This is a genomic window from Caballeronia choica (assembly GCF_001544535.1).
Taxonomy (GTDB): Bacteria; Pseudomonadota; Gammaproteobacteria; order Burkholderiales; family Burkholderiaceae; genus Caballeronia; species Caballeronia choica.
In genome coordinates this window covers 24,437-51,042 of sequence record NZ_FCON02000029.1, presented here as the reverse complement: position 1 = coordinate 51,042, position 26,606 = coordinate 24,437, and the positions used below count along the sequence as shown (strand labels likewise).

27 protein-coding genes and 1 tRNA gene are annotated in these 26,606 nt (G+C 63.2%); 14 read left to right on the top strand and 14 right to left on the bottom strand.

What is annotated here, in order from left to right; all coding sequences use genetic code 11:
• Positions 1-16: 16 nt before the first annotated feature.
• The 3 genes from ftsZ to lpxC all read left to right on the top strand — a co-directional run bounded on the left by ftsZ (position 17) and on the right by lpxC (position 3,190).
• Complete coding sequence (gene ftsZ, locus AWB68_RS15455) at positions 17-1,219, top strand: cell division protein FtsZ (protein WP_087645220.1); 1,203 nt, start codon at positions 17-19, stop codon at positions 1,217-1,219.
• A gap of 267 nt (positions 1,220-1,486) precedes the next feature.
• On the top strand, positions 1,487-1,990 hold the full coding sequence (locus AWB68_RS15450; RefSeq protein ID WP_087645245.1) for a peroxiredoxin: 504 nt from the start codon (positions 1,487-1,489) through the stop codon (positions 1,988-1,990).
• A 282-nt stretch (positions 1,991-2,272) separates the two neighbouring features.
• The gene (gene lpxC / locus AWB68_RS15445; protein WP_087645219.1) at positions 2,273-3,190 is read left to right on the top strand and encodes a UDP-3-O-acyl-N-acetylglucosamine deacetylase; all 918 of its coding nucleotides are present in this window, start codon (positions 2,273-2,275) and stop codon (positions 3,188-3,190) included.
• A 53-nt stretch (positions 3,191-3,243) separates the two neighbouring features.
• Here the strand turns inward: lpxC and AWB68_RS15440 are convergent, their stop codons facing one another.
• Positions 3,244-3,738, bottom strand: coding sequence for a DciA family protein (locus tag AWB68_RS15440; protein ID WP_087645218.1), 495 nt, complete (start codon positions 3,736-3,738; stop codon positions 3,244-3,246).
• Positions 3,739-4,011: 273 nt separating this feature from the next.
• Here AWB68_RS15440 and secA point away from each other — a divergent pair, with 273 nt between their 5' ends.
• From secA to AWB68_RS15420, 4 genes are all read left to right on the top strand, one after another.
• A complete protein-coding gene (gene secA, locus AWB68_RS15435; protein ID WP_087645217.1) occupies positions 4,012-6,813 on the top strand; it encodes a preprotein translocase subunit SecA in 2,802 nt (933 codons plus the stop codon).
• A 183-nt stretch (positions 6,814-6,996) separates the two neighbouring features.
• Positions 6,997-8,238, top strand: coding sequence for a bifunctional glutamate N-acetyltransferase/amino-acid acetyltransferase ArgJ (gene argJ, locus AWB68_RS15430; RefSeq protein ID WP_087645216.1), 1,242 nt, complete (start codon positions 6,997-6,999; stop codon positions 8,236-8,238).
• 15 nt (positions 8,239-8,253) lie between these two features.
• Positions 8,254-9,117, top strand: a complete 864-nt coding sequence (locus AWB68_RS15425) for an ATP-binding protein (RefSeq protein WP_087645215.1) — start codon at positions 8,254-8,256, stop codon at positions 9,115-9,117.
• Positions 9,114-9,530, top strand: a complete 417-nt coding sequence (locus AWB68_RS15420; protein WP_087645214.1) for an NUDIX domain-containing protein — start codon at positions 9,114-9,116, stop codon at positions 9,528-9,530. Before AWB68_RS15425 ends, AWB68_RS15420 begins: the two co-directional genes overlap by 4 nt.
• A 31-nt stretch (positions 9,531-9,561) precedes the next feature.
• Here the strand turns inward: AWB68_RS15420 and yacG are convergent, their stop codons facing one another.
• The 8 genes from yacG to AWB68_RS48870 all read right to left on the bottom strand — a co-directional run bounded on the left by yacG (position 9,562) and on the right by AWB68_RS48870 (position 16,548).
• Complete coding sequence (gene yacG, locus AWB68_RS15415; protein WP_087645213.1) at positions 9,562-9,753, bottom strand: DNA gyrase inhibitor YacG; 192 nt, start codon at positions 9,751-9,753, stop codon at positions 9,562-9,564.
• A gap of 69 nt (positions 9,754-9,822) precedes the next feature.
• On the bottom strand, positions 9,823-10,578 hold the full coding sequence (zapD, locus tag AWB68_RS15410) for a cell division protein ZapD (protein ID WP_087645212.1): 756 nt from the start codon (positions 10,576-10,578) through the stop codon (positions 9,823-9,825).
• Positions 10,579-10,734: 156 nt separating this feature from the next.
• Positions 10,735-11,358 (bottom strand): dephospho-CoA kinase, encoded by a 624-nt coding sequence (gene coaE / locus AWB68_RS15405; protein WP_087645244.1) that lies wholly within the window; start codon positions 11,356-11,358, stop codon positions 10,735-10,737.
• A gap of 17 nt (positions 11,359-11,375) precedes the next feature.
• Positions 11,376-12,284, bottom strand: a complete 909-nt coding sequence (locus tag AWB68_RS15400; protein ID WP_087645211.1) for a prepilin peptidase — start codon at positions 12,282-12,284, stop codon at positions 11,376-11,378.
• A 31-nt stretch (positions 12,285-12,315) separates the two neighbouring features.
• Positions 12,316-13,521 (bottom strand): type II secretion system F family protein, encoded by a 1,206-nt coding sequence (locus tag AWB68_RS15395; RefSeq protein WP_087645210.1) that lies wholly within the window; start codon positions 13,519-13,521, stop codon positions 12,316-12,318.
• Positions 13,521-14,720, bottom strand: a complete 1,200-nt coding sequence (locus AWB68_RS15390; RefSeq protein ID WP_087645209.1) for a GspE/PulE family protein — start codon at positions 14,718-14,720, stop codon at positions 13,521-13,523. Before AWB68_RS15390 ends, AWB68_RS15395 begins: the two co-directional genes overlap by 1 nt.
• A gap of 83 nt (positions 14,721-14,803) precedes the next feature.
• Positions 14,804-16,093 (bottom strand): HlyC/CorC family transporter, encoded by a 1,290-nt coding sequence (locus tag AWB68_RS15385; RefSeq protein ID WP_087645208.1) that lies wholly within the window; start codon positions 16,091-16,093, stop codon positions 14,804-14,806.
• A 248-nt stretch (positions 16,094-16,341) separates the two neighbouring features.
• On the bottom strand, positions 16,342-16,548 hold the full coding sequence (locus AWB68_RS48870; protein WP_200828705.1) for a hypothetical protein: 207 nt from the start codon (positions 16,546-16,548) through the stop codon (positions 16,342-16,344).
• A 17-nt stretch (positions 16,549-16,565) separates the two neighbouring features.
• Between AWB68_RS48870 and AWB68_RS15380 the strand changes: the two genes are divergently transcribed.
• From AWB68_RS15380 to AWB68_RS15370, 3 genes are read left to right on the top strand one after another with little or no spacing between them, the layout of a single operon-like run.
• Positions 16,566-17,345, top strand: coding sequence for an acetoacetate decarboxylase (locus tag AWB68_RS15380; protein WP_200828704.1), 780 nt, complete (start codon positions 16,566-16,568; stop codon positions 17,343-17,345).
• A gap of 25 nt (positions 17,346-17,370) precedes the next feature.
• The gene (locus AWB68_RS15375) at positions 17,371-18,153 is read left to right on the top strand and encodes a 3-hydroxybutyrate dehydrogenase (RefSeq protein WP_087645207.1); all 783 of its coding nucleotides are present in this window, start codon (positions 17,371-17,373) and stop codon (positions 18,151-18,153) included.
• Positions 18,154-18,163: 10 nt separating this feature from the next.
• Positions 18,164-19,432 carry a DUF3734 domain-containing protein gene (locus tag AWB68_RS15370; protein ID WP_087645206.1) on the top strand — a complete coding sequence of 423 codons (1,269 nt, stop codon included), beginning with the start codon at positions 18,164-18,166 and terminating at the stop codon, positions 19,430-19,432.
• 75 nt (positions 19,433-19,507) lie between these two features.
• On the opposite strand, the gene AWB68_RS15365 is transcribed toward AWB68_RS15370, so the two are convergent.
• From AWB68_RS15365 to AWB68_RS15355, 3 genes are all read right to left on the bottom strand, one after another.
• The gene (locus AWB68_RS15365; protein WP_087645205.1) at positions 19,508-20,383 is read right to left on the bottom strand and encodes an SDR family oxidoreductase; all 876 of its coding nucleotides are present in this window, start codon (positions 20,381-20,383) and stop codon (positions 19,508-19,510) included.
• A 166-nt stretch (positions 20,384-20,549) separates the two neighbouring features.
• A tRNA-Pro gene (locus tag AWB68_RS15360) sits at positions 20,550-20,626 on the bottom strand.
• Positions 20,627-20,665: 39 nt separating this feature from the next.
• Positions 20,666-21,658: a polyprenyl synthetase family protein gene (locus AWB68_RS15355; protein WP_087645204.1), complete on the bottom strand. Its 993-nt coding sequence runs from the start codon at positions 21,656-21,658 to the stop codon at positions 20,666-20,668.
• Between the two features lie 300 nt (positions 21,659-21,958).
• On the opposite strand from AWB68_RS15355, the gene rplU reads away from it, so the two are divergent.
• From rplU to proB, 4 genes are all read left to right on the top strand, one after another.
• Positions 21,959-22,270 (top strand): 50S ribosomal protein L21, encoded by a 312-nt coding sequence (gene rplU, locus AWB68_RS15350; RefSeq protein WP_087645242.1) that lies wholly within the window; start codon positions 21,959-21,961, stop codon positions 22,268-22,270.
• Between the two features lie 18 nt (positions 22,271-22,288).
• A complete protein-coding gene (gene rpmA / locus AWB68_RS15345; RefSeq protein ID WP_087645203.1) occupies positions 22,289-22,549 on the top strand; it encodes a 50S ribosomal protein L27 in 261 nt (86 codons plus the stop codon).
• Between the two features lie 314 nt (positions 22,550-22,863).
• The gene (gene obgE / locus AWB68_RS15340; RefSeq protein ID WP_087645202.1) at positions 22,864-23,973 is read left to right on the top strand and encodes an Obg family GTPase CgtA; all 1,110 of its coding nucleotides are present in this window, start codon (positions 22,864-22,866) and stop codon (positions 23,971-23,973) included.
• A gap of 57 nt (positions 23,974-24,030) precedes the next feature.
• The gene (gene proB / locus AWB68_RS15335) at positions 24,031-25,149 is read left to right on the top strand and encodes a glutamate 5-kinase (RefSeq protein WP_087645241.1); all 1,119 of its coding nucleotides are present in this window, start codon (positions 24,031-24,033) and stop codon (positions 25,147-25,149) included.
• Between the two features lie 57 nt (positions 25,150-25,206).
• Here the strand turns inward: proB and AWB68_RS15330 are convergent, their stop codons facing one another.
• Both AWB68_RS15330 and AWB68_RS15325 read right to left on the bottom strand, forming a co-directional pair.
• Positions 25,207-25,764, bottom strand: a complete 558-nt coding sequence (locus AWB68_RS15330) for a CNP1-like family protein (RefSeq protein WP_087645201.1) — start codon at positions 25,762-25,764, stop codon at positions 25,207-25,209.
• 132 nt (positions 25,765-25,896) lie between these two features.
• On the bottom strand, positions 25,897-26,544 hold the full coding sequence (locus AWB68_RS15325; RefSeq protein ID WP_087645200.1) for an RNA pyrophosphohydrolase: 648 nt from the start codon (positions 26,542-26,544) through the stop codon (positions 25,897-25,899).
• Positions 26,545-26,606 lie beyond the last annotated feature (62 nt).

Below are 26,606 nucleotides of genomic sequence, written 5' to 3'. Positions count from 1 at the left end.
TCTTGACGGAGGCAACATGGATTTCGAAATGCTGGAAACGGAAACCAACGGAACGATCATCAAGGTCGTCGGAGTTGGTGGCGCTGGCGGCAATGCCGTGCAGCACATGATCAACCGCGGCGTGCAGGGCGTCGACTTCATCGTGATGAACACCGACGCGCAAGCGCTCGCGCGTTCGCGTGCCAACACGGTGATCCAGCTCGGCAGCACGGGGCTGGGAGCCGGTGCGAAGCCGGATATGGGCAAGGCCGCGGCGGAAGACGCACGCGAGCGCATCGCCGACGCGCTGCGTGGCGCGCACATGGTGTTCATCACCGCCGGCATGGGCGGCGGCACGGGCACGGGCGCGGCACCGGTGGTCGCGCAGATCGCCAAGGAAATGGGCATCCTGACGGTCGGTGTCGTCAGCAAGCCGTTCGAATTTGAAGGCGGCCGCCGCATGCGCGTCGCCGAGGCGGGTTCGCAGCAACTGGAAGATCATGTCGACTCGCTGATCGTCGTGCTCAACGACAAGCTGTTCGAGGTGATGGGCGACGACGCCGAAATGGACAAGTGCTTCCAGTGCGCCGACGACGTCCTGAACAACGCGGTCGCCGGTATCGCGGAAATCATCAACGTCGACGGCCTGGTCAACGTCGACTTCGAAGACGTGAAGACGGTGATGGGCGAACAGGGCAAGGCGATGATGGGCACGGCGACGGTGGCCGGCGTCGATCGCGCGCGTCTGGCCGCCGAGCAGGCTGTCGCAAGCCCGTTGCTGGAAGGCGTCGACCTGTCGGGCGCGCGTGGCGTGCTGGTGAACATCACGTCGAGCCGGTCGCTGCGTCTGTCGGAAACGCGCGAAGTGATGAACACGATCAAGAGCTACGCGGCGGAAGATGCCACGGTGATCTTCGGCGCGGTGTACGACGACGCGATGGGCGATGCGCTGCGCGTGACGGTGGTGGCAACGGGCCTCGGCCGCGCGGCGAAGAACAAGCAGGCCGCCCCGATGACTCTGCTGCGCACCGGCACCGACAACCAGCCGATCTCGCACGGGCAGCCGCATCACGGCAACTACGTGCCGCAGCAATCGCATCCGACGGATTACGGCGCGCTCGACACGCCGGCGGTGTGGCGTTCGTCGCGCGAAACGGCGGCTTCGCACGTGCAGGCGCTGCAGGAAAAGGGCGTCGATACGTACGACATTCCGGCGTTCCTGCGCAAGCAAGCGGACTGAAAAGGCGTTGCACGCTTTTTGCTGAGCTAGTGTGGTGCGGCGCACTGCACGCGCGAAGCAGAACGCGGAGCCTGACGGATCGGCTCTCTGGGGCGACTGTCCAAGGCCGCGTCCTTCACCGGACACCGGGCCGTGGCCAACCGACCTCCACGAAATGGGTGCAAGTTTGTGTAAAAGATGCACCGCTTCGAAGCCGATCGCGTCTCGCTCGTGCGGCATGAGTTGCATCGCGAGGTTGCCAAAGCACTGACGAGCGAAGGACCGAGCATGATCAAAGTGGGTGATACGTTGCCGGATGCGCGCCTCTTCGAGTTTGTCGAAGTGGCGGGCGAGGGCTGCGCCGTGGGACCGAACGGGTTCTCGGCGCGCGAGCGGACGGCGGGCAAGCGCGTGGTGATCTTCGGATTGCCGGGCGCCTTCACGCCGACCTGTTCCGCGAAACACGCACCGGGCTATGTCGAAGCGGCGGAGCGTCTGAACGCCGCCGGTATCGACGAAATCTGGTGCGTGTCCGTCAACGACGCGTTCGTCATGAACGCGTGGGGACGCGATCTTCAAACCTCGGGCAAGGTGAAGATGATCGCCGACGGAGCCGCGCGTTTCACTCAGGCGCTGGGTCTCGAACAGGACTTGTCCGAGCGTGGCATGGGAATCCGTTCCCAGCGCTACGCGATGGTGGTCGACGACGGCGTGGTCAAGACGCTGAATGTCGAAGCGCCCGGCAAGTTTGAAGTCAGCGACGCTGAAAGCATCCTTGCGACGTTGCGCTGAAACGCAGGGCAGTTTGTTGTTTTCGCACTTTGTTGCGCTGAGGCAACGAGCGAAAACGCCCTCGTAATCGGCAGCGACTTTGGGCCGGTGCCCGGAAATGCCTCCATTCCGGTCATCGGCCTGTTCTGCTTCCTCGATTCGCGCTGTGGCGTAACACAGGGAAACAGATAGATACGCTCCCTGTCAGGACGACGCGCAGCGGATGGAGTATAATTCGTGCTATTGAATACATATTCACGATTAATTCTCTTTATAGAGAATTTAAATCGAAGCGGAAAAATCATGTTGAAGCAACGAACCATCAAGACCGTCGTGAAGACCGTCGGCATCGGATTGCATTCCGGCCGGAAGGTCGAGTTGACGCTGAAGCCGGCCCCGGCGGGCACCGGCATTGTTTTCGCGCGTATCGATCTGCCCACGCCGGTCGACATTCCCGCGTCGGCCCTGGCGATCGGCGACACGCGGCTTGCCTCCGTGCTGCAAAAAGACGGCGCGCGCGTTTCCACGATCGAGCATTTGATGTCGGCGTGCGCGGGCCTTGGCATCGATAATCTGTATGTCGATGTAACCGCTGAAGAAATTCCGATCATGGACGGCAGCGCCGCTTCGTTCGTGTTTCTGATTCAATCGGCGGGAATCGAAGAGCAAAACGCCGCGAAAAAATTCATCAAGGTGACGAAACCCGTCGAGATTCGCGATGGCGACAAATTTGCGCGCCTCGATCCGTATTTCGGTTTCAAGCTGAGCTTTACGATCGATTTTCGCCATCCGGCCGTGGATAAAACCGGTCAGGCGCTGGAAGTGGATTTCGCCAATACGTCGTATGTGCGTGAGATCGCGCGTGCGCGCACGTTCGGTTTTGCGCATGAAGTCGAGATGATGCGCGAACTGGGTCTCGCACGCGGCGGCAGCATGGACAACGCGATCGTGCTGGACGAGTACCGCATTCTGAACAACGACGGCTTGCGTTACGACGACGAATTCGTGAAGCACAAGATGCTCGACGCAATCGGCGATTTGTACGTGGTCGGTCATCCGCTGCTCGCGTCGTACACCGCTTACAAAGGCGGTCACGCGCTGAATAACATGCTGTTGCGTGAACTGCTCGCGCACGAAGACGCATTTGAAATCGTTACTTTCGAGGACACGCAAAAAGCACCGCGTGGATTCGCATTCGACACGCAGACGGCGTTTGCTTAAAATCAGTTAAAAGCAGAAGTCATCCGAAGAATGAGCGGCAGCGAAAGCGCCGCTCATTTTTTTTGGTGTGCTTTCGCGTGATGGCGCGCGGCCATTTTGGCAAGCGCCTCTTGGAGCGGCGAAGGTTCGAGCGTTTCCGCGAGTTCCTGCAATGCATCGGCGCCGGCTGCGGACATGCGCGCCTGCTTTTGAGGCGCGGCTTCTTTCATCGATTGCGGACGCACGCGGATCTTCAGCGAATTCACGGCCCAGCCGCGCTGCTGCAGGTCGGCGAGCAGGCGCGGTTCGATGTGGCGCAGACGCGCCGCGAGCGCGTTGTGGCCTGCGAACAGCGTCAGGACGCCCTCTTTGATAAAGCCCGGCTCGACACTCGAGGCCAGGTAATCCGGCAAGAGCGTCGATAGGTCGCGCTGCATCGCCGCCATCTGCTCGACGCCGGCACGCAGCGCGCGAAACGCATCGGTGCGGCCGAGCAAATCGGCGATTGCCTGGGGTTTGCGCGGATCGAATCGCTGCGGCGGCCTTGAATTCGGCGGAAAACGGCTCATTTTTTATCCGGCAAGGGCGCAATGGCGATGCGTCGATTGTACCGCGCGTACCACGCACTTCCGTGTGAAGCCGCCCGGCGCAGGAAGGTTCCAGGCACGTCGACTGTGGCGCGGCGCCGACGCGGACGAGCCCACGCTGACACAAGCTCCGCCGGGCTCGCGTGCTAAAATCCCCGATTAAATTTCACCCATGGACTTAAGCCGCCGAGGTTCTCCGAACTCGGGCGCATATAGCGTGCACCCAGCCGACACCGCGACGCAGACACTGATCCGATGACCACCGGTTTCCTTCAAAAGATTTTTGGCAGTCGCAACCAGCGGCTGGTCAAGCAATATCAAAAGACCGTTGCGGCGATCAATGCGCTCGAACCGACGGTCGAAAAGTACACGGACCAGCAACTGCGCGCGAAGACGGACGAATTTCGTCAGCGCGTCGCGAGCGGCGAATCGCTCGACGTGCTGCTGCCCGAGGCGTTCGCGGTCTGCCGCGAGGCCAGCAAGCGCGTGCTGCATATGCGTCACTTCGACGTCCAGCTGGTCGGCGGCATGGTCCTGCACTACGGCAAGATCGCGGAAATGCGCACGGGCGAGGGCAAGACGCTCGTCGCCACGCTCGCCGCGTATCTGAACGCGCTGTCGGGGCGCGGCGTGCACGTCGTGACGGTGAACGACTACCTCGCGCAGCGCGACGCCGAATGGATGGGCCGGCTGTATAACTTCCTCGGGCTGTCGTGGGGCATCAACCTGTCGCAGATGGAGCACGGCCGGAAGCAGGAAGCCTACTCCGCCGACATCACCTACGGCACGAACAACGAATTCGGCTTCGATTACCTGCGCGACAACATGGTCTACGAGACCGATGCGCGCGTACAGCGTCCGCTCAATTTCGCGATCGTCGACGAAGTGGACTCGATCCTGATCGACGAAGCGCGGACGCCACTCATCATCTCCGGCCAGGCTGAAGATCACACCGACCTCTACGTACGCATGAACGCGCTGCCGCCGCTGCTCGAACAGCAGATCGGCGAAGAGAAGGCGGACGGCACGGGCGTCGAAAAGCCGGGCGACTACACGCTCGACGAAAAGGCGCGTCAGGTTTTCCTGACCGAACAGGGCCACGAGAAGGCGGAGCGCCTGCTCGCCGAGTGGGGCCTGATCGGCGAGGGCGAGAGCCTATACGCCGCGCAAAACATCACGCTGATGCACCACGTGTACGCCGCGTTGCGCGCGCACACGCTGTTCCACCGCGACCAGCATTACGTGGTGCAGGGCGACGAAGTCGTCATCGTCGACGAATTCACCGGCCGGATGATGACCGGCCGCCGCTGGTCGGACGGGCTGCATCAGGCTGTCGAGGCGAAAGAGCACGTCAAGATCCAGAACGAGAACCAGACGCTCGCGTCGATCACGTTCCAGAACTTCTTCCGCATGTATTCGAAGCTGTCCGGCATGACCGGCACGGCCGATACGGAAGCGTACGAATTCAACGAGATCTACGGCCTGGAAACGGTCGTGATCCCGACGAACCGGCCGCCGAAGCGCACCGACAGGCAGGATCAGATCTACAAGACCGCGAAGGAACGCTACGAGGCGGTGATTCGCGATATTCGTGATTGCGTCGAGCGCGGCCAGCCCACGCTCGTCGGCACGACGTCGATCGAGGCGTCCGAATTGCTGTCCGGCCTGCTCAAGCAAGCCGGCGTCAAGCACGAAGTGCTGAACGCGAAGCAGCACGCGCGGGAAGCCGCGATCGTCGCGGAAGCGGGGCGTCCGGGCGTCGTCACGATCGCGACCAACATGGCGGGCCGCGGAACGGACATCGTGCTGGGCGGCAATGTCGAGAAGCAGGCGTCGTTCATCGAAGCCGATCTCTCCATTCCCGAAGACGAGAAGCAGCCGCGTATCCAGAAGCTGCACGACGAGTGGCAGGCGCTGCACGATCAGGTGAAGGCCGCGGGCGGCCTGCACATCATCGGCACGGAACGCCACGAATCGCGCCGGATCGACAACCAGTTGCGCGGCCGTGCAGGCCGTCAGGGCGATCCGGGTTCGTCGCGCTTCTATCTGTCGCTCGACGATCCGCTCCTGCGCATCTTCGCGGGCGACCGCGTGCGCTCCATCATGGATCGCCTCAAGATGCCGGAAGGCGAGCCGATCGAGGCGGGCATCGTCACGCGTTCGATCGAAGGCGCGCAGCGCAAGGTCGAAGCGCGCAACTTCGATATCCGGAAGCAGTTGCTCGAATACGACGACGTCTCGAACGACCAGCGCAAGGTGATCTACCAGCAGCGCAACGAACTGCTCGAAGCCACCGACGTGCAGGAAACGATCGCGGCGATGCGCCACGGCGTGATTACTGAAGTCGTGCGCACGTTCGTGCCGGCGGGCAGTATCGAAGAGCAGTGGGACGCGCCGGAACTCGAGGAAGTGCTGCGCAACGACTGGTCGCTCGATCTCGCGATCCAGGAAATGATCAACGAATCGAATTCGATCGACGCCGACGAGATCCTCGAAGCCGTGCTCGCCGCCGCCGACGAAGCCTACGAGGCGAAAGTCACGCTGGTGGGCCGCGAGTCGTTCAGCGCGTTCGAGCGCTCGATCATGCTGCAGACGCTCGACAGCCGCTGGCGCGAGCATCTCGCCGCGCTCGATCACCTGCGCCAGGGCATCCATTTGCGCGGCTATGCGCAGAAGAACCCGAAGCAGGAATACAAGCGCGAGGCGTTCGAACTGTTCGCCGCGATGCTCGATTCGGTGAAGCAGGAAGTCACGCGCGTCGTGATGAACGTGCAGATCCAGTCGCCGGAGCAACTCGAAGAAGCTGCCGAGCAGTACGAGGAAAAGGGCAGCCATCTCGAGAACGTCGCGTTCACGCATATGGATTTCGCCGAGGCCGCCGCGGCACCCGCCCCGGCCGATGCCACGGCGCAAATGGTCAACCAGGCGATGGCCTACGGCGACGACACCACGGTCGCCACGCGTCCCGCCGACGAAGTGCCGAAGGTCGGCCGCAACGACCCTTGCCCGTGCGGCAGCGGCAAGAAGTACAAGAACTGTCACGGCAAGCTGGTCTAATTTTGCGTGCGGTTCATCATTGAAAACAAGCGACGCAGCGATGCGTCGTTTGTCTTTGCAGGTCCGGTTTTTCCCGGCGCCGTCTGAGCTTTCCCGCAAGCGGCGTCTGTCCATTCATCCCGTGCCGGCGTCGCGTGTTCAACGACAAACGCCGGCATTCGCCACATTCAGCGAGTCGCGAACATGGCCGTCAATTTCCCCTCGATCGATCCCGCAGCGCTTCATCCCGTCGCCGGCGTCACGCTAGGCTGGGCCGAAGCCAACATTCGCAAGCCGAATCGCAAGGATCTGCTCGTCATCCAGCTCGAAGAGGGCGCGACCGTCGCGGGCGTGTTCACGCTGAATCGCTTTTGCGCGGCGCCGGTGACGGTGTGCCGCGAGCATCTCGACGCCGTGCGCGCGGGCGGCAAGGGCATTCGCGCGCTCGTCGTGAATACGGGCAACGCGAATGCGGGCACCGGCGAGCCGGGCATGGCGCATACGCGCGAAACCTGCGCGGAACTCGCGCGGCTCCTCGACCTCGACGCGCGGCAGATCCTGCCGTTCTCGACCGGTGTGATCCTCGAGCCGCTGCCGGTCGATCGTCTCAAGGCGGGCTTGCCCGCCGCGCTGGCGAACCAGAAGGCCGCGCACTGGTACGACGCCGCGCAGACCATCATGACGACGGACACGCTGCCGAAAGCCGTATCGCGGCAGGTGCAGATCGACGGGCACACGGTCACGCTGTCGGGCATCAGCAAGGGCGCCGGGATGATCAGGCCGAACATGGCGACGATGCTCGGTTTCCTCGCATTCGATGCCGCCGTCGCGCAGCCGGTGCTCGATCAACTGGCGAAACACGTCGCCGATCGCTCGTTCAACTGCATCACGATCGACGGCGATACGTCGACGAACGATTCGTTCATCCTCATGGCTTCGGGCAAGTCGAGCCTGCCGGCGGTCACGTCGACGGATTCGCCCGCCTACGCTGCCTTGCGCGATGCCGTGACGGCCGTGGCCCAGGAACTGGCGCAACTGATCGTGCGTGACGGCGAAGGCGCGACCAAATTCATGACGATCACGGTGGAAGGCGGCGCGAACGTGGCGGAATGCCGCCAGATCGCGTATGCGATCGGCCATTCGCCGCTGGTGAAGACGGCGTTCTACGCATCCGATCCGAACCTCGGCCGCATTCTTGCCGCGATCGGCTACGCGGGCGTGACGGACCTCGATGTCGACAAGATCGATCTCTACCTTGACGACGTGCTGGTGGCGAAATCCGGCGGACGGAATCCGGAATACCGCGAGGAAGACGGCCAGCGCGTGATGAAGAAAAGCGAGATCGCGATTCGCGTGCTGCTCGGCCGTGGCGACGCGCAGGCGACCGTCTGGACGTGCGATCTCTCGCACGATTACGTGAGCATCAACGCCGACTACCGCTCGTAAATCGACAGGCCCGTCATGGACAAACTCGAACAATTCTTGACTCGCGCCGAAGCGGTTCTTGCGCGCATTGAAGGCATGTTGCCGCCGGCTTCGCCGCAGATCGACTGGAGCGCGGCCGTTGCGTTTCGCTGGCGCAAGCGTCAAGGGCGCGGTTATCTGCAACCGGTGCCGGCAATTTCCCTGATTTCCTTCGATGACTTGCGGAACATCGATCGCCAGAAAGCGCTGATCGAGCAGAACACGCGCCAATTCGTCGCGAAGTTGCCGGCGAACAACGTCCTGCTGACGGGCGCGCGCGGGACCGGCAAGTCGTCGCTGATCAAGGCGTGCCTGAACGCCTACTCGAAGGACGGCCTGCGGCTGATCGAAGTCGACAAGGACGACCTGCACGATCTCGGCGACATCGTCGACCTGATTTCGGCGCGGCCGGAGCGCTTCATCGTGTTCTGCGACGACCTGTCGTTCGAGGAAGGCGAATCGGGATACAAGGCGCTGAAGGTGGCGCTCGACGGGTCGGTGGCCGCGCAGTCCGACAACGTGGTGATCTACGCGACGTCGAACCGCCGTCACCTGATGCCCGAGTACATGAGCGACAACGAGACCTATAAGCACACGTCCGATGGCGAGATCCACCCGGGCGAAGTGGTCGAGGAGAAGATTTCCCTCTCCGAGCGTTTCGGGCTGTGGGTCAGTTTCTATCCGTTCAAGCAGGACGACTACCTGTCGATCGTCGGGCACTGGCTCAAGCATTTCGGCTGCGAGCCGAGCGAAATCGAAAGCGCACGCGGCGATGCGCTGGTGTGGGCGCTGGAGCGCGGTTCGCGCTCGGGGCGCGTCGCGTGGCAGTTCGCGCGCGACTGGTCGGGACGCAAGGCATGACGGACATCGCCGCGAACGGCCGCAAGGTCACCGAGGTCGCCGTTGGCGTCATGTTGCAACCGGATGGGCGCTATCTGCTCGCGCAGCGGCCCGAAGGAAAGCCGTACGAAGGCTATTGGGAATTTCCGGGCGGCAAGATCGAGGCGGGCGAGAGCGTCGAAGCGGCGCTGGGTCGCGAACTGCACGAGGAACTGGGTATCGACGTCACGGCGTGCGAACGGTGGCGGACGCTCGAACACGACTATCCCCACGCTTACGTGCGGCTTTACTTCTGCAAGGTGACGCACTGGAGCGGAACGCCCGCCGGTCGCGAAGGCCAGGCGCTCGCGTGGCAGCACTTGCCGGTGAACGTCGCGCCGTTGCTGCCCGCGGCCATTCCCGTCCTGGAATGGCTTGCCGCGGAATCCAACTAGACGCGCGTCCGAGCGCGTTCCCGTTCAAGTTCTAATTCAGCCCGCCGCGCGAATCGTCATCGGGCGGCGTTTCCTGGGCGTTGCCTGCGATCTTGTATTTTTCGGCCGCCCACGCGCCGAGATCGATCTGCTTGCAGCGTTCCGAGCAAAACGGGCGAAAGCGGTTTTCCGGGACCCAGCGGACTTCCTTGCCGCAGGTCGGGCATTTGACGACGGTGGTCATACGGTCAGACGTTATCGAGGGTTGCCGGGATTTGAACATGAGGCCACTTGGCCGGATTCAAAGCCGGGTTCAAAGACTGCACAGCGTGAGGTGAAACGGCACGTCGACATCGACGGCACGTGGCCGCAGATCGCCATCCTGCACCGTGAAACGCACCCACAGCATGTACTTGTTCGCGCTCGCCTCGGGAATCACGCGCACTTCCGGCGACACGCGCACCTGCATCAACTGATACGTCCGGCCCGACAGCATCTGCTGATAGCTGCCCTGCATCGCCATCACCTTCGATGCCTGACCCGATTCGCGTGCGAGACGGAGCACGATGGTGGCGGCGTCGCGCAAGGCGAGCATCGGCATGACCCATTTCACGATGTCCTGACGACGATGCTCCGCCGGTAGCTGCTGCCATGCGAAATACGACGGCAGGTCGAATTTGCAGGTGCCGCCGGGAATGATCGTGCGGCTGCGGATACTGGCGAGCCATTCGTTGTCCGCCAGATGCTGGCCGGTCTTGCCCTGCATTTGCGCGAGGCCGGCGAGCGTCTGTTCGATTTCGCCGAGCACGGCTTCGAGTGCGTCCTGTTCGATGCCGGGGTTGCCGCGGAACGGCGCGAGCGTCTGCCGCTGGCGTTCCAGTTCCTTCATCAGATCGGCCTTCAGATCCGTGCGGCCCGCGACTTCGGCGATTTCGAAGAGCGTGGTCAGCGCGACCTGATGCTCTCGCGGGTCTTCCTGGGTCAGAAAAAACGTGAAGCGCTCGAACAGGTCTTCGAGGCGCAGCAGCGTTCGAATTCGCTCGTTGAAGGGATACTCGTAAAGGATCAAGCGCGCTCGCCTCGGCGTTGGTCGGTTGCTTCGTGGACAGAAAGTCAGGGGACATTCTAATGCCGCAGCACTACCCTAGCAAATCGACGCCAAATGGGCTTGTCCGAGCGCATTTTAGTCGCCGTTCGCGGCAGTTCCAATTGTTACGTGTGAACGTTACGAAGCTGCGTTGCTCGCGTCGCCGGCCAGTGACAGATAGCGCGCGTGCAGTGCATCGACGTCCTGCCGCAGCGAATCGAGCGTGGCGCGGTCGTCGTTGACGACAATGTCGTCGGCCGCCGCGAGACGCGCCTCGCGCGTCGCCTGGTGCCCGATGATCGCGAGCACCTGCTCGCGCGAGAAGCCGTTGCGGCGCATGACGCGCCCGATCTGCGTCTCGACCGGGCAATCGACGACGAGCACCCGCTCCACGCGCAACGCCCGGCTCCCGCCTTCCACCAGCAACGGCACGACGACGATGTGATACGCGCCGCGCGCAACGCTCCTCTGGCGCTCGGTTTCCGCGCGGATCAGCGGATGCGTGATCGCTTCGAGCCGTGCCTTGGCGGTGCCATCGGCGAACACGCGTTCGCGCATCTTCGCGCGGTTGAGCGAACCGTCGTCGGCGACGAACTCCGGCCCGAACTGGCTCGCGATCAACGGCATGGCGACGCCGCCCGGCGCGGTGATTCCGTGCGCGATCAGATCGGTGTCGATCACCGGCACGCCGTGCGCGGCGAACAGATCCGCAACTGTCGTCTTGCCGCTGCCGATCCCGCCGGTAAGGCCAATGCTGAGCATGTACGAGTCCTCCGAATTCATCCGAACAATGCGTAAATCGGCGTGCCGAAGAAAAGCGTCAGCGCGCCGCCGATCGCGAGAAACGGGCCGAACGGCAGCGGTTCCTCGAAGCGCATGCGCCCGCGCCAGGTCGCGATGAGCCCGACCAGCGCGCCCGCGATCGCAGACACGAGCACGATTTGCGGCAGCGCCATCCAGCCGAGCCACGCGCCGAGCGCGCCGAGCAGCTTGAAGTCGCCGTAGCCCATTCCTTCGACGCCGCGCACTAACCTGAAGATCCAGTAGACGCACCAGAGAAAGAGGTAGCCCGCGATCGCGCCGACGACCGCGTCGTGCAACGGCACGAAGCCACCGTCGCCGAGATTGACGATCAGGCCGGCCCATAGAAGCGGCAGCGTGAGCGTGTCGGGCAAGTACCGCGTGTCGAAATCGATGATGCCCATCGCGATGAGCACGGCACACAAACCGAACGCCGCGACGGCCAACCAGTCCGGACCGAATGCGTAGAGCGACGCGGCCGCGAAGAACGCGGTGGCAAGTTCGATCAACGGATAACGCGGGCTGACCGACGCGCCGCATTGCGCGCAGCGTCCGCGCAGGAGCACGTAGCTGATGACCGGGATGTTCTCCCACGCGCGCAGCGTGTGACCGCAGTGCGGGCAGGCGCTGCGCGGGAGCGCGAGGTTGTAGCGGCCGGTCTTCGCTTCGCCGTCCGCACCCGTTTCCGTATCCGCGGCCTGGGTCTCCGCGCGCCACGCGCGTTCCAGCATGATCGGCAGCCGGTGCACGACGACCGTCAGGAAGCTGCCGATCACGAGGCCGAAGACGATGAAGAACCCATATTGCGCCGCGACGGGCAGCGTGGCGAACGCCTGCATGAAGCCGCTGGACTGTTGCGCGAGATACGGTTCGAACGGAGGCTGCATGGGCTGTGTCGGGGTGAATTCGGCTGGGATGCTACACCACGTTGCCGAGTTGAATGATGGGAAGATACATCGCGATCACGAGTCCGCCCACGAGAGCGCCGAGAACGACGATCACGACTGGCTCGCAAAGGCTCGCGAACGTGTTGATCTTTTCGTCGACTTGCCGGTCGCCGAGCGTCGCGAGATCCATCAGCATGGCGTCGAGCGAGCCGGATTCCTCGGCGACCGCGATCGGTTGCACGACTTCGGGCGGAAAGCAGCCGAGCGCGCGCATCGCGGCGGCGAGCCGTTCGCCGTGGCGAAGGCGCGTCGCGATTTCGACGGTCGCACGATCGAAGATCCGGTTGCCGGTGGCGTTCGCGAGCGAGTCGAAGGCGTCCGACAGCGGCGTACCTGCCGCCAGCAGCGTGCCGAGCGCCCGACTCCAGCGCGCGACCGCAAGCGAGCGAAGCAACGCGCCGACGAGCGGCAGCTTCAAGGTCGCGCGATCGGCGGCGTTGCGGGCCGCCGGCGAGCGCTTCAACAAGCGCACCGACGCGATGCTCGCGACCGCGCAGGCAATCGCGAACGGCACGCTCCAGCGCGCCACGCCATCCGACAGGGCGAGCACGAAGCGCGTCGGCGCGGGCAGCGCGGCGCCGAAGCCGTCGAAGATCGTCTTGAAGGTCGGCACCACACCAACCAGCAAGCCGGCGGTGATCAGGAGCGACAGCAGCAGCACCATTACCGGATAGGTCAGCGCACCCTTCAACTTGGCGCGCTGCGACGCGGCGCGCTCGCGATCGTCGGCGAGGCGCGCGAGCACGGTCGGCAGCGCGCCCGCCAGTTCGCCGACCGCGACTAGTTGGCAATAAAGCGGCCCGAAGCAGGACGGATGACGCGCGAGCGCGTCGGAGAACGGCACGCCATGCGTGATGTCGCGCGCGACGCTCTGCACGATGCGCGGCAGGCCGCCGCGCGTCGGCGTCTGCGCGATCAGTTCCAGCGACGGCGCGAGCGGCAAGCCCGCGCGCAGCAAGCCCGCGAGCTGGCGTGTGAAAAGCGTGACGTCGGCACCGCTCGCTTTCGGCGGCGGCGCGTGGCCGAGCGCGTCGAGTTCGAGCACGGTCCAGCCTTCGCGCTTGAGCGCGGCGCGGGCCGCCGCGGCATCGGCGGCGACGGTTTTGCCGCGCTTCGCCGCGCCATGCGCATCGACGCCACGCCACTTGAACCGCGTGTCCGTGCCCGGCCCGTTCATTACGCGATCTCCGTCGCTTCGACTGCTTCCGCGACGCTCGTCACGCCTTCGCGCACGCGCTGGAACGCGGCGTCGCGCAGCGCCGGCATGCCTTCGGTCTGCGCCTGGCGTGTGATCGCGTGCGTGGCGGCGCGCGCGACGATCAGTTCGCGCAACGCGTCGGTAACGGGCATCAGTTGATGCACGCCGACGCGTCCGCGATAACCGATGCCGTGACATTTCACGCAACCGCGCGGTTCGAACGGACGGGTGCCGTCGTCCAGCGCAAGTTCGGACGGCACGCGGCACGCCTCGCACAGCTTCCTCACCAGTCGCTGCGCCGTGACGAGCCGCAGCGCCGACGCAAGGTTGTACGGCGCGATGCCGATGTCGATCAGCCGTGCGATGGCGGCGGGCGCGTCGTTCGTGTGCAGTGTCGAGAGCACGAGATGGCCGGTTTGCGCCGCCTTCACGGCGACGTCGGCGGTCTCGGCGTCGCGGATTTCGCCGACCATGATCACGTCCGGGTCCTGACGCATGAACGCGCGCAACGTGACGGCAAACGTGAGCCCGGCCTTGTCGCGCACACTCACCTGGTTGATGCCGGCCAACTGGATTTCGGCCGGGTCTTCGACCGAGCACACGTTGCGCGCCTCGGCGTTGAGCATTTGCAGGAAGCAGTAGAGCGAGAGCGTCTTGCCGCTGCCGGTCGGCCCGGTGACGAGAATGAGCCCATGGGGTGCATGAATCGCGGATTCGACGACTTCCCGCTGCATGGCGTCGAGCCCGAGCGCCGAGAGCGAAAGATCGGCGGGCAACGCGTCGAGACGCCGCAACACGAGCTTCTCGCCGAACAAGGTCGGCAGCGAGTTCACGCGATAGTCCTCCAACTGTCCATTCGCGAGCGGCAATCGCAGTCGGCCGTCCTGCGGCACGCGCCGTTCCGCGATGTCCATCCGCGCCAGCACCTTTACGCGCGTGATGAACGCATCGCGCAGATGAAGCGGCGGCGTTTGCAGGACGTGCAGCGCGCCATCGATGCGCAGGCGGATGCGCCATGCGTGCTCCGCCGGTTCGACGTGGATGTCCGACGCGCCGCGCGCCGCCGCCGCACGCAAGGTTTCAGTGAGGAGCGAGACGGCGGGAGCGTCGTCGGTCGGAGGCGTTTCGGGCGGGCGCGGGGCGAGTCGCGCGAACGCATCGCGGGAAGTGGTTGGCATCGGTGTAGCGGCGTCGGGCCGTCCGTGTTCAGGATGACCCGATCATCGCGCGGCGTCGCGCGCCTTCCAACTCGGCCGAATGGCTAACGCGGCAGGCGGGGCGTCGCGACGGCCGGCCGGAAGATCTTCACCGTGCGGATCGCCTGGTCGTCGCTGCGCATCACTTCGAACTGCACGCCCGCGATCTGCACGGACACGTCGCCATCGGGGATATCTTCGAGCGTTTCGAGGATGAGCCCGTTGAGTGTCTTCGGGCCGTCGGTCGGAAGGTTGAGGTGCAGCCAGCGGTTCAGTTCGCGCAACGGCATGCTGCCCGCCACGATGCATTCACCCTGCTCGTTCCAGCCGCCACGCGACGCCGCACCGCGCGGAATCGTCGTCGTAAATTCGCCGATCAGTTCCTCGATGATGTCTTCCGGCGTCACGAGCCCCTGCAGTTCGCCGTATTCGTCGACGACGATCGCGATGCGGTGACGGCTCTCCTGGAAGTATTGCAACTGCTGGAACACCGGCGTGCCCGTCGGCACGAAGTACGGCTCGGCGAGCAGTTCACGCAGCGTCTCGCGCTCGAGTTCCTGGTTGTGCAGCGCCGACAAGGTCTTGCGCACGTGCAGGATGCCCAGCACGCGATCGATGTCGCCTTGAAAAACGACCAGCTTGTTGTGATAGCAGGTTTCCAGCTGATGCATGATCTGCTCGAACGGCGCGTCGAAATCGAGCGCTTCGATGCGGCGGCGCGGGATCATGACGTCGTCGACGGTGATGTTTTCCAGGTCGAACAGGTTCAGCAGGATGCTGCGGTGCTTGGTCGGCATGAAGCTGCCCGATTCCAGCACGACGGTGCGCAATTCCTCGGTCGACATGCGCTGGTCGCGACCGCCCTTCGTGTTGATGTGCAGCAGGCTCAGCACGGCGTTTGCAAACAGGTTGACGAACCACACGAGCGGCCGCGCGATGCGCATCAGCGGCGCGAGAATGAGGCTCGCCGGCAGCGCGACCTTCTCCGGATACGTCGCGCCGACGATCTTCGGCGCGATTTCCGCGAACACGATGATCAGGAACGCGACGATACCCGTCGCGATCGACAGCACGAGGTTGTCATGGCCGAACGTGCGCAGCGCGATCGACGTGGTCAGGACGGGAATGATCGTATTGATCAGGTTGTTGCCGATCAGGATGACGCTCAGCAACTGGTCGGTCTTGGCGAGAAGCCCCTGCGTGGTGCGTGCGCGCAGCGACCCCTGGTTGGCGAGGTGCTTCAGACGGTGGCGATTGAGCGCCATCATCGATGTTTCGGAAATCGAGAAGAAGCCGGACAGGAAGAGAAGCAGAAAGATGGCGCAAATTTGCGCCCATAAGGGAAGGTTGTCCACGCGACCGATGAAAGAGGGGGAGGGATGGTGAGGAACTATAGCAGACCGGTTGCAAAACCTCGCGACACCGGCCGAACGACCGATGCACGGGGCTTCGGCGGATTTGGGGCGCACCGTTTCAGCGCCGGATTCGTTGAAAAGGGAAGTACGATCGTTCGCCTGTTGTCCGACGAAAGTCAGGATGAAATAAGGCGTGGATTGCGTGGGGCCAGTCCTTAGGATCGCTGTGCATTTGACTCAGACTCTTCTCAGTTCGACGTCGGTTCGGCATAGGTGTCAGCAATGCAACAATATATTGCATAAGTGGCGACGATGCGGTCGAAGCAAGGGACGGCATGGCCCGAAGCCAGGCCGGGCGGACGTTCGAGGGTTGTGCCCCAACCGGTGCGGATGCTGTCGTCAGCTTGGTGTAATGCGCCGCGAATATCAAATGCCGCTACCATCTGCTCCGACATACAGAGGAGTCGCCGCAGTGACAGAAGATGAAATCCGCAAGAATGCCTATGCCATGCCCGTGCACAGCCCCGCGTATCCGCGTCCGCCGTTTCGCTTCATCAATCGCGAATACCTCATCATCTCGTACGAGACCGACATCGACGCCCTGCGCGCGGTCGTGCCCGAGCCGCTGGAAGTAGACAGCGGCCTCGTCCACTACGAGTTCATCCGGATGCCGGATTCGTCGGGGTTCGGCGACTACACGGAAAGCGGCCAGGTCATCTCGGTCATCGACGAAGAAGGGCGCAAGGCGAGCTATACCCACGCGATGTATCTCGACGACGAAGGCCCGATCGCGGGCGGCCGCGAGATCTGGGGCTTTCCGAAGAAGCTCGCGTCACCGCGTCTGTCCGTCGACGGCAAGGACACGCTGCTCGGCACGCTCGACTACGGCACGCAGCGCATCGCGACCGGCACGATGGGCTACAAGTTTCGTCCGCTCGATATCGAAACCGAGCGCCGCAAACTCGCCGATACGCCGAACTACCTTTTGAAGGTGCTTCCGCACGTCGATGGTTCGGCGCGCGTCTGCGAACTCGTGCGCTTCTTCCTGCGCGACGTCACCGTGCTCGGCGCCTGGGAAGGACCCGCCGCGCTCGAACTGCACGCGCATGCGCTGGCGCCGGTCGCGGCCCTGCCGGTCAGGAAGGTGGTGGGCGCGCGGCACGTCGTCGCGAATCTCACGCTCGACGTGGGCGAAGTCGCCTACGACTATCTCGCCCCGGCCGAAGCACTGAAGCTCGCTGTCAATCAATAAACAGTCAAGTCCAGGAACCACACACATGTCGTTGCAAGGAAAAGTCGCGCTCGTCACGGGCGCCGCAAGCGGTATCGGTGAACAATGCGCGCGCAAGCTCGCCGCGCAGGGCGCGGCGGTGGTCATCGCCGATCTGAATCTCGCGAACGCGCAAAAGGTCGCCGACGACATCGTCGCGGGCGGCGGCAAGGCGCTCGCCGTATCGATGGACGTGACGAGCGAAGACGCCGTGAACGCGGGCATCGAAGAAGCGGTCGCGAAGCTCGGCTCGATTGACGTGCTCGTGTCGAATGCGGGCATCCAGATCGTCAACCCGATCGAAGAGTACGCGTTCGCCGACTGGAAGAAGATGCTGGCGATTCACCTCGACGGCGCGTTCCTCACCACCAAGGCCGCCATCAAGCAGATGTACGCGGCGGGCAAGGGCGGCTCGATCATCTACATGGGTTCCGTGCACTCGCACGAGGCCTCGAAGCTGAAGTCGGCTTATGTCACCGCGAAGCATGGCCTGCTCGGGCTTGCGCGCGTGGTCGCGAAGGAAGGTGGCTCGCGCGGCGTGCGGGCGAACGTCGTGTGTCCGGGATTCGTGCGCACGCCGCTCGTCGACAAGCAGATTCCGGAACAGGCGAAGGCGCTCGGCATTACCGAAGCGCAGGTCGTCAAGGACGTGATGCTGAAGGAAACCGTCGACGGCGAATTCACCACTGTCGACGACGTTGCGAACACGGTCGCGTTCCTGGCCGGCTTCGAATCGGCCGCGCTGACGGGGCAATCGATCGTCGTCAGCCACGGCTGGTTCATGCAGTAAGGAGTAGAAGATGCGCCGCAGTCCACGTAACAAACTCGGGCAGTCGAACAGTATCGAACTGCCTTCCTACGATGAAATCGGTCTCGTCCTGCAGGGCGGCGGCGCGTTGGGTTCGTATCAGGCCGGTGTCTATGAGGGGCTCGCGGAAGCGGGCATCGAACCCACGTGGATCTCCGGCATCTCGATCGGCGCGCTCAATACCGCGATCATCGCGGGCAACGCGCCGGAGGATCGCGTCGAGGCATTGCGCGGCTTCTGGAATACGATCTGCCAGCCGGCGGATTTTCTGGGGCACATGGGCGCGCTGATTCCGACGGTGTTCGGGTTTCCGAACATCGGACGCAGGTGGTCGAGCATGTGGTCTGCCACTCGGACCCTGACCGAAGGGCAGAAGGGGTTCTTCGAACCGCGCGTAGCGGTGCCGATGCCGCTGGCCCATTCGGCGAGGAAGCTGCCGAACGAAGTCAGCTTCTACGACACGGCGGCCCTGCGCGCGACGCTCCTGAAGTACGCCAATTTCGACCGCATCAATGACGGTAATGTCCGTGTCTCTGTCGGCGCGGTCAATGTGCGCACCGGCAATCTCGTCTACTTCGACAACACGAAGATGCGCCTCGAACCGGAGCACTTCATGGCCTCGGGCGCGCTGCCGCCGGGGTTTCCGGCTGTCGAGATCGAAGGTGAGTATTACTGGGACGGCGGCCTCGTTTCGAATACGCCGCTGACTGAGATCATCAGCGAATCGCAGCACCGGGACACGCTCGTCTTCCAAGTCGATCTCTGGAGCTCGAAAGGCACGCTGCCGAGCGATTTCCTCGATGTCTCCGAGCGCACGAAGGACATCCAGTACTCGAGCCGCACGCGCGCGATCACGGCCTTCGTATCGCAGAACCAGAAGCACGCGCGGATGATCAAGGAACTGCTCGAGCACATACCGGAGAAGGTGCGGCGCAATCATCCCCTGATCAAGCAGGCGCAGGAAATCGCCGACGGCGGCGCGGTCAATATCGTGCACCTCATCTACAAGGACAAGTTCTTCGAAGGCCACTACAAGGACTACGAGTTCAGCAACGACACCATGGGCGAGCATTGGGCGAGCGGTCTCGAAGACATCCGCCGTTCGTTCGGCCATCCGGAATGGTTCGAAATTCCGAGCCACGATCTTGGCTTCGTCACGCATGACGTGCATCGATACGAGGCGCCGCCGGCATCGGTCGCGGACGAGGCCGGCGGCGTGCCGCGCGAACCGGAGCCGGCGGACGAGGTCGACGCTGGGTGACCGGCTGAGACTCTTGCAGGCGTTGCGGATGGAACGCGCTTTTGGTGGGCGCGTTCCGTCTTTGGTATGCGCAGTTCAGGCGGCGCTGCCGCGCTTCATCATGTCGTCTGAGCGATGCATGCCCGGCAGCGCTTCGATAAAGAAATCGGCCTGCAACGCGGCACCCGGTTGCATGTCGTACTGTGCGAAGTCACGCACGCCCGCTGCCAGCAGCACTTCGTCGTCGAGGAAGAAGTTTCCTGAGCACTCCCGCGCGGGGCGCGTGAGGATGAAGTGAGCGGCATCGGCGACTATCTCCGGCTTGCGACACGCCGCGAGCATCCCCGCACCGCCGATTTCGTTCTGCACGGCAGCCGTCGCGATGGCGGTGCGCGGCCACAACGAATTGACCGCGACACCTCGATCCTTGAACTCGCCCGCGAGCGCAAGCGTGAACAGGCTCATCGTGTATTTCGCAATGGTGTACGCGGGGAAATCCCTGAACCACTTCGCGTCGGTGACGAGCGGCGGCGATAGCGTCAGGATGTGCGGGTTCGCCGCGTCGAGGAGATGGGGCAGGCAGGCTTGGGCGCACACGAAGGTGCCTCGCCCGTTCACGCCGTGCATCAGGTCGTAGCGCTTGACGGGTGTGTCGAGCGTGCCGGTCAACCGGATGGCGCTGGCGTTGTTAATGAGAATATCGATGCCGCCGAATACGCGGACGGCTTCCGCAACCGCGGCTTGCACACGCTCCTCGTCTCGAATATCGACGACGAGCGGAAGCGCCTTGCCACCGGCCGCTTCGATCGCGGCCGCTGCCGTGTGAATCGTGCCTTCGAGACGCGGGTCGGGATCGGCGGTTTTAGCCGCGATTACGATGTTGGCGCCGTCGCGGGCGGCTCTGAGCGCAATCGCAAGGCCGATGCCGCGACTGCCTCCGGATATGAACAAGGTCTTGCCGGCGAGGCTCATGGTCGTCTCCTGGATTTTCGTTGTCAGCATACGCCGAGATTCGGAAACAGGAGACTTCGGAACTGGTGCGGCGCGTTGTGAAGCTACAAGGCGGAACGGCGAGCCCAAAACAAAAAACCGCCCAACGAAGTGGGCGGTTTCGGCCTTGATTCAACAAGGGAAATTCTGGTCGGGGTGAGAGGATTCGAACCTCCGGCCTCTACGTCCCGAACGTAGCGCTCTACCAGGCTAAGCTACACCCCGAATTTTTACTGCTGGACTCTTACAGCGTTTTAGTCTTTTTCAAGACTGTCTCGCTGTCGAGTAAGAACATAATTCTAGCAGGCTTTCTTTGTAAATGGAATCCGGGAACGAAGAAATCGCTTTCGCCGCCGCCTGGGCTTCACCGCGAGCGCATTCGAGCGTGTGGTCGAGGGCGCCCGAACGGGTGATCGCCTCGAAAATCGTGTCGAAGCGATCCGTGCCGCCTTGCTCGATGGCCTCGCGCGCGAGCGCCGCCTGTTCCGCCGTGCCGTGTTCCATCAGATAGATGAGCGGCAGCGTCGGCTTGCCTTCGCGCAGGTCGTCGCCGGCGTTCTTGCCCATCGATTCCGCCGTGCCGGTGTAGTCGAGCCAGTCGTCCATGATCTGGAACGCCGTGCCGATGCGCCGCCCGAACTCGGCCGCCGCCGCCTCGGTCCTCGCGTCCGCTCCTGAAAGCACCGCGCCCAGTTGCGCCGCGGCTTCGAAGAGCTTGGCTGTCTTGTAGCGGATCACCTGCATGTAGCGCGCCTGATCGACATCCGGATCGTGCATGTTCAGAAGCTGCAGCACTTCGCCTTCGGAGATCACGTTGGTCGCGACCGAGAGAATCTCCATCACGCGCATCTTGCCGACGCCGACCATCATCTCGAACGAGCGCGAATACAGAAAGTCGCCGACCAGCACGCTCGCCGCGTTCCCGAACAGCGCGTTGGCCGTCTGGCGGCCGCGGCGCAGATCGGATTCGTCGACGACATCGTCGTGCAGCAGCGTCGCCGTATGGATGAATTCGACGACAGCCGCGAGTTCGTGCCGATGCCCGGTCGTGTCACCGAGCGCACCCGCGACGAGCAGCAGCAACGCGGGCCGCAGCCGCTTGCCGCCGGCTCCGATGATGTACTCCGAGATCTGGTTGATCAGCATCACTTCGGATGCCAGGCGCTGCCGGATGACGCGATTGACCTGCTGCATGTCCTCGGCGATCGGGGCAAGCAGGGTGGCGGCGTTGGGGGATGAAGTGGCGGTGGACGACATGATCGGCAAGTAGGGTAGTGCCGCGAATTATAAGGCGAATCGGCCTGGCGACGGCGTTTCCCCGGCCAATGCGCCGCCGGGCGCCGCCAATTTCGACGGGGCCAGCCGGTTTTGCCGCAATTCGAGACCGGATCTTCGATCCACTGGAAGCGCTGAAGGAGCTTGCACGAAACGATGCACGCCTGCATGAGTCCGGTCGGCCAAGACAGCGAGGCCTTTGACTGCGATCCTAACTCTCTGTATAATCACGCGTTTTCGCGCACGGTGTGCGGAAAAATGAATTCAAGAGTGAGGTTCTCAATGTACGCGGTCATAAAAACCGGTGGCAAGCAGTATAAGGTTGCCGTCGGCGAAAAATTGAAAGTAGAACAGATACCGGCAGACATTGACGCTGAAATCACGCTCGACCAGGTTCTCGCAGTAGGCGAAGGTGAATCGATTCAGTTCGGTGCACCTCTGGTCAGTGGGGCTTCCGTCAAGGCTACCGTCGTGTCCCAGGGTCGTCACAAGAAGGTCACGATCTTCAAGATGCGTCGCCGGAAGCACTACCAAAAGCACGCTGGCCATCGCCAGAACTATACCGAACTGCGTATCGACGCGATCAACGCGTAAGCGGCAAGGAGTAATCACATGGCACACAAAAAAGCAGGCGGGTCTTCCCGCAACGGCCGCGATTCCGAATCGAAGCGCCTCGGCGTGAAGGTTTACGGCGGCCAGGCAATCAACGCGGGCGGCATCATCGTTCGCCAGCGCGGCACGCGCATGCACCCGGGCGAGAACGTCGGCATCGGCAAGGATCACACCTTGTTCGCGCTGACCGACGGCCACGTCAAGTTCACGACAAAGGGCGCAGCGAAGAAGCATCTGGTCAACGTAGTCCCGGCAGCCTGACGCAAGACTGGCACGGGCTTCAGGACCGACAAAAGGCCCCGCGAAGTTCGCGGGGCCTTTTTTATTTGGCGCTCATTCGGCGCCTGGTTCGAAAGGCATTTCAGCTTATATCGTTTGCACGTTGGCCGGCATCGGCCGGTCGCGGCAAAATAGTGAGTCAGGTGGAGTTAGCGCTTTAGCGCTTACTCCACCCCCACACAGAGTGAATCGACTGGAGTTGGCGTGTCGACCGGAGTCGGGGCTTGAGCGCCTGCCCCGGTCCCATGACGCTGAGTCCAGTCCCAGACAGCGGCAAACACGGGACGGAGCAACGCATGAAGTTCATTGACGAAGCGAGAATTGAAGTCATCGCCGGCGACGGAGGGGATGGCAGCGCGTCGATGCGCCGCGAAAAGTTCGTCCCGTTCGGCGGACCGGACGGCGGCGACGGCGGCCGGGGCGGCAGCGTGTACGCGGTCGCGGACCGCAACATCAACACGCTGATCGACTATCGGTACGCGAAGAAGCACCAGGCGCGCAACGGCGAAAACGGCCGCGGCGCGGACTGTTACGGCAAGGGCGGCGACGATATCACGCTGCGCATGCCGGTCGGCACGGTCATCGCGGATATGGAAACGGGCGAATTGATCGCCGACCTGACCGAGCACAACCAGCAAGTGCTGATCGCCAACGGCGGCGCGGGCGGCCTCGGCAACCTGCACTTCAAGTCGAGCACGAATCGCGCGCCGCGTCAGAAGACGGAAGGCAAGCCCGGCGAGCGACGCATGCTCAGGCTCGAACTGAAAGTGCTCGCTGATGTTGGCCTGCTCGGCATGCCGAACGCGGGGAAATCGACGTTCATCTCGTCGGTGTCGAATGCGCGGCCGAAGATCGCCGACTATCCATTTACGACGCTCGCACCGAATCTCGGCGTGGTGCGCGTGGGTCCGAGCAAGAGCTTCGTGATCGCGGATATTCCCGGTTTGATCGAGGGCGCGGCCGAAGGTGCGGGTCTCGGGCATCGGTTCCTGCGTCACCTGCAGCGCACCGGGGTGCTGCTGCACCTCGTCGACCTGGCCCCGTTCGACGAAAACGTCGATCCGGCCGCGGAAGCGAAGGCGATCGTCAACGAATTGCGCAAGTATGACGAAGCGTTGTACGAAAAGCCGCGCTGGCTCGTGCTGAACAAGCTCGACATGGTGCCGGACGACGAGCGCGAGGCGCGTGTCGCCAATTTTCTCGAGCGCTACGAGTGGAACGGCCCGGTGTTCGAAATCTCGGCCCTCACCGGCCAGGGCTGCGAGGCGCTGACCTACGCGATCTTCGATTACATCTCGAAGAACTCGGACGCGTCGCGCGCCGCCGAAGCGGAAGATCTCGCAGCGGACGTTCGGTTCCGCGATGAACCGGCCGCCGCGCCCAAGCCTGTGCAGGAAGAAGAGTAATCACGCAGCTGCGCGCGCCCGCGCGCAGGCGTCGCTAATCCGAGGAGAATGCGCACGATGCGTTCTGTCATCGCCGCTTCGAAGCGTCTGGTTGTGAAAGTAGGATCGAGTCTCGTCACCAACGACGGTCGCGGGCTCGACCACGCCGCCATCGCCCGCTGGGCATCGCAGATCGCGGCGCTGCGAGAGCAGGGCAAGGAAGTCGTGATGGTCAGTTCGGGCGCGATCGCTGAAGGCATTCACCGGCTCGGCTGGACGAAGCGCCCGCGCGAAATCGACGAGTTGCAGGCCGCCGCCGCTGTTGGGCAGATGGGGCTCGCGCAGGTTTATGAAAGCAGCTTCGGCGCACACGGCATCCGCACGGCGCAGATTCTTCTGACACACGCCGATCTGGCGGATCGCGAGCGCTATCTGAACGCTCGCTCGACGCTGCTGACGCTGCTGCGTCTGGGCGCCGTGCCGATCATCAACGAAAACGACACCGTCATCACCGACGAAATCAAGTTCGGCGACAACGACACGCTCGGTGCGCTGGTGGCGAATCTGATCGAAGGCGACGCGCTGATCATTCTCACCGACCAGCGCGGCCTGTTTACTGCCGATCCGCGCAAGGACCCGAGCGCAACGCTCGTCGAACAGGCCGACGCGGGAACGCCCGAACTCGAACAGATGGCGGGCGGCGCGGGATCGAGCCTTGGTCGTGGCGGCATGCTCACCAAGATACTCGCGGCGAAACGCGCTGCGCACAGCGGTGCGAATACCGTGATCGCGAGCGGACGGGAATCGGACGTTCTCACGCGGCTGGCATCGGGCGAGATGATCGGCACGCAACTCATCGCGCGCACGGCGCGGATCGCGGCCCGCAAGCAGTGGATGGCCGATCATCTGCAGGTGCGCGGCCACGTCGTGATCGACGACGGCGCGGTCGAAAAGCTCACCGAAGGCGGCAAGAGCCTGCTGCCGATCGGCGTGATCGACGTGAAGGGCGCGTTTGCCCGCGGCGAGGTGATCGCGTGCGTGAACGCCGGCGGGCAGGAAGTCGCGCGCGGCATCACGAACTACAGCAGCTCGGAGGCGCGGCTGATTCATCGGCGGCCGAGCGCGGAGATTGAAACGGTGCTCGGCTACATGCTCGAGCCTGAACTGATCCACCGCGACAATCTGGTACTGGTATAAGAAAAAGCCCGCTGACTCTGAAAGGTCAGCGGGCTTTTTAACGACGGAAGCGCTACGTCACCGATACTGCAAGCTCTGCGGGCGCTTGTACTGGATTGCGTTGACGATTTCCCTGGCGGAGCCCGTCGGCATCTTGCTCGTGCAGAAGTAATCCTGGTACAGCGCCGCGTGATACGCGTTCAACTCGCCGTTCTCGATGCGCCGGAAGTCGTTGGCGACTGTGCGATCCCACGCGTTTTGTTCGTCGTTGATGCTCGCGTACAGGCGCCACTCGTAGTTATCGCAGCGAATCCCTTCGTAGTTCACGTTTCGCGCGCCCGCCGGGCTCGTGACGACCACCGTATAGCGCACGACGCCATCGGTGCCGACGGAAATCGACGTTTTATCGACCGAAAAAATCAGCGGCGTATTCTGCGAAACGTTGAACGCCAGCAGGTTCGACGCCTGCGGGAGCGGCGGCAGGTTCTCGACCTTGTTTTCGGTCCATTCCGGCTTGCGATCCAGGAGATAGGTGAACGCGCCGTCGTCCTGGTTGGACGGACCCTTGGAACTGGAACAACCGGCGAGCACGGCAAGTGCTGCCGCGGATGCCGCGAATAATGCGATGGCTTTCAATTAGGTCTTCCCGGAAACATCCGCGCGCAACGGTTGGCAAGCGACCCGCGCTGCGCGGAAAAAAGCGGGACACGTTGCCGTGTCGCCGCTTTGAGTCATGCTGAGTGGAAAAGTTTGCAAGAAAGGGCGGTGTCAGTCGCGCAACGGACGCTGCGCGAAAACATGCACTTCCTCGACCGAGCATTCTGCCTCAATCGCGGTGCCGGCCGCGGAAACCGAGGGTGCCTCGATCGTCATCGTCTGGATGACGCGCGGATAGCGCGGTCCATGATGTGCGATACGCTCACTGCGTTCACTTCTCGCGGCGGTCCGCCGCAGGAAGCGCGACAACTCGGTGAGCGCCAGTTGATAAACGTCACGCTTGAACTCGATCACCGCGTCGAGCGGGACCCAATACTCGTTCCAGCGCCAGGCATCGAATTCCGGATGGTCTGTCGCACGCAGGCAGATGTCGCAATCGCGGCCTACCATTCGCAGCAGAAACCAGATCTGTTTCTGGCCACGATAATGGCCGCGCACCTCGCGCTTGATGAACTTGTCCGGCACCTCATAACGCAGCCAGTCGCGGGTACGACCCACGACCTTGACGTGCTCCGGAAGCAAGCCGGTTTCTTCGTGTAACTCCCGATACATCGCTTGCACAGGGGTCTCGCCGTACTTGATGCCCCCTTGCGGAAACTGCCAGGAATGTTCACGCAGCCGCTTGCCCCAAAACACTTCGTTGCGCGCGTTCAAGAGGATGATGCCGACGTTCGGGCGAAAGCCTTCACGATCGAGCATACAACCACCTTCGAATCCTTTAAAATTGCTTTGATTATAAACAGATAACGGGCCTGGCGCAC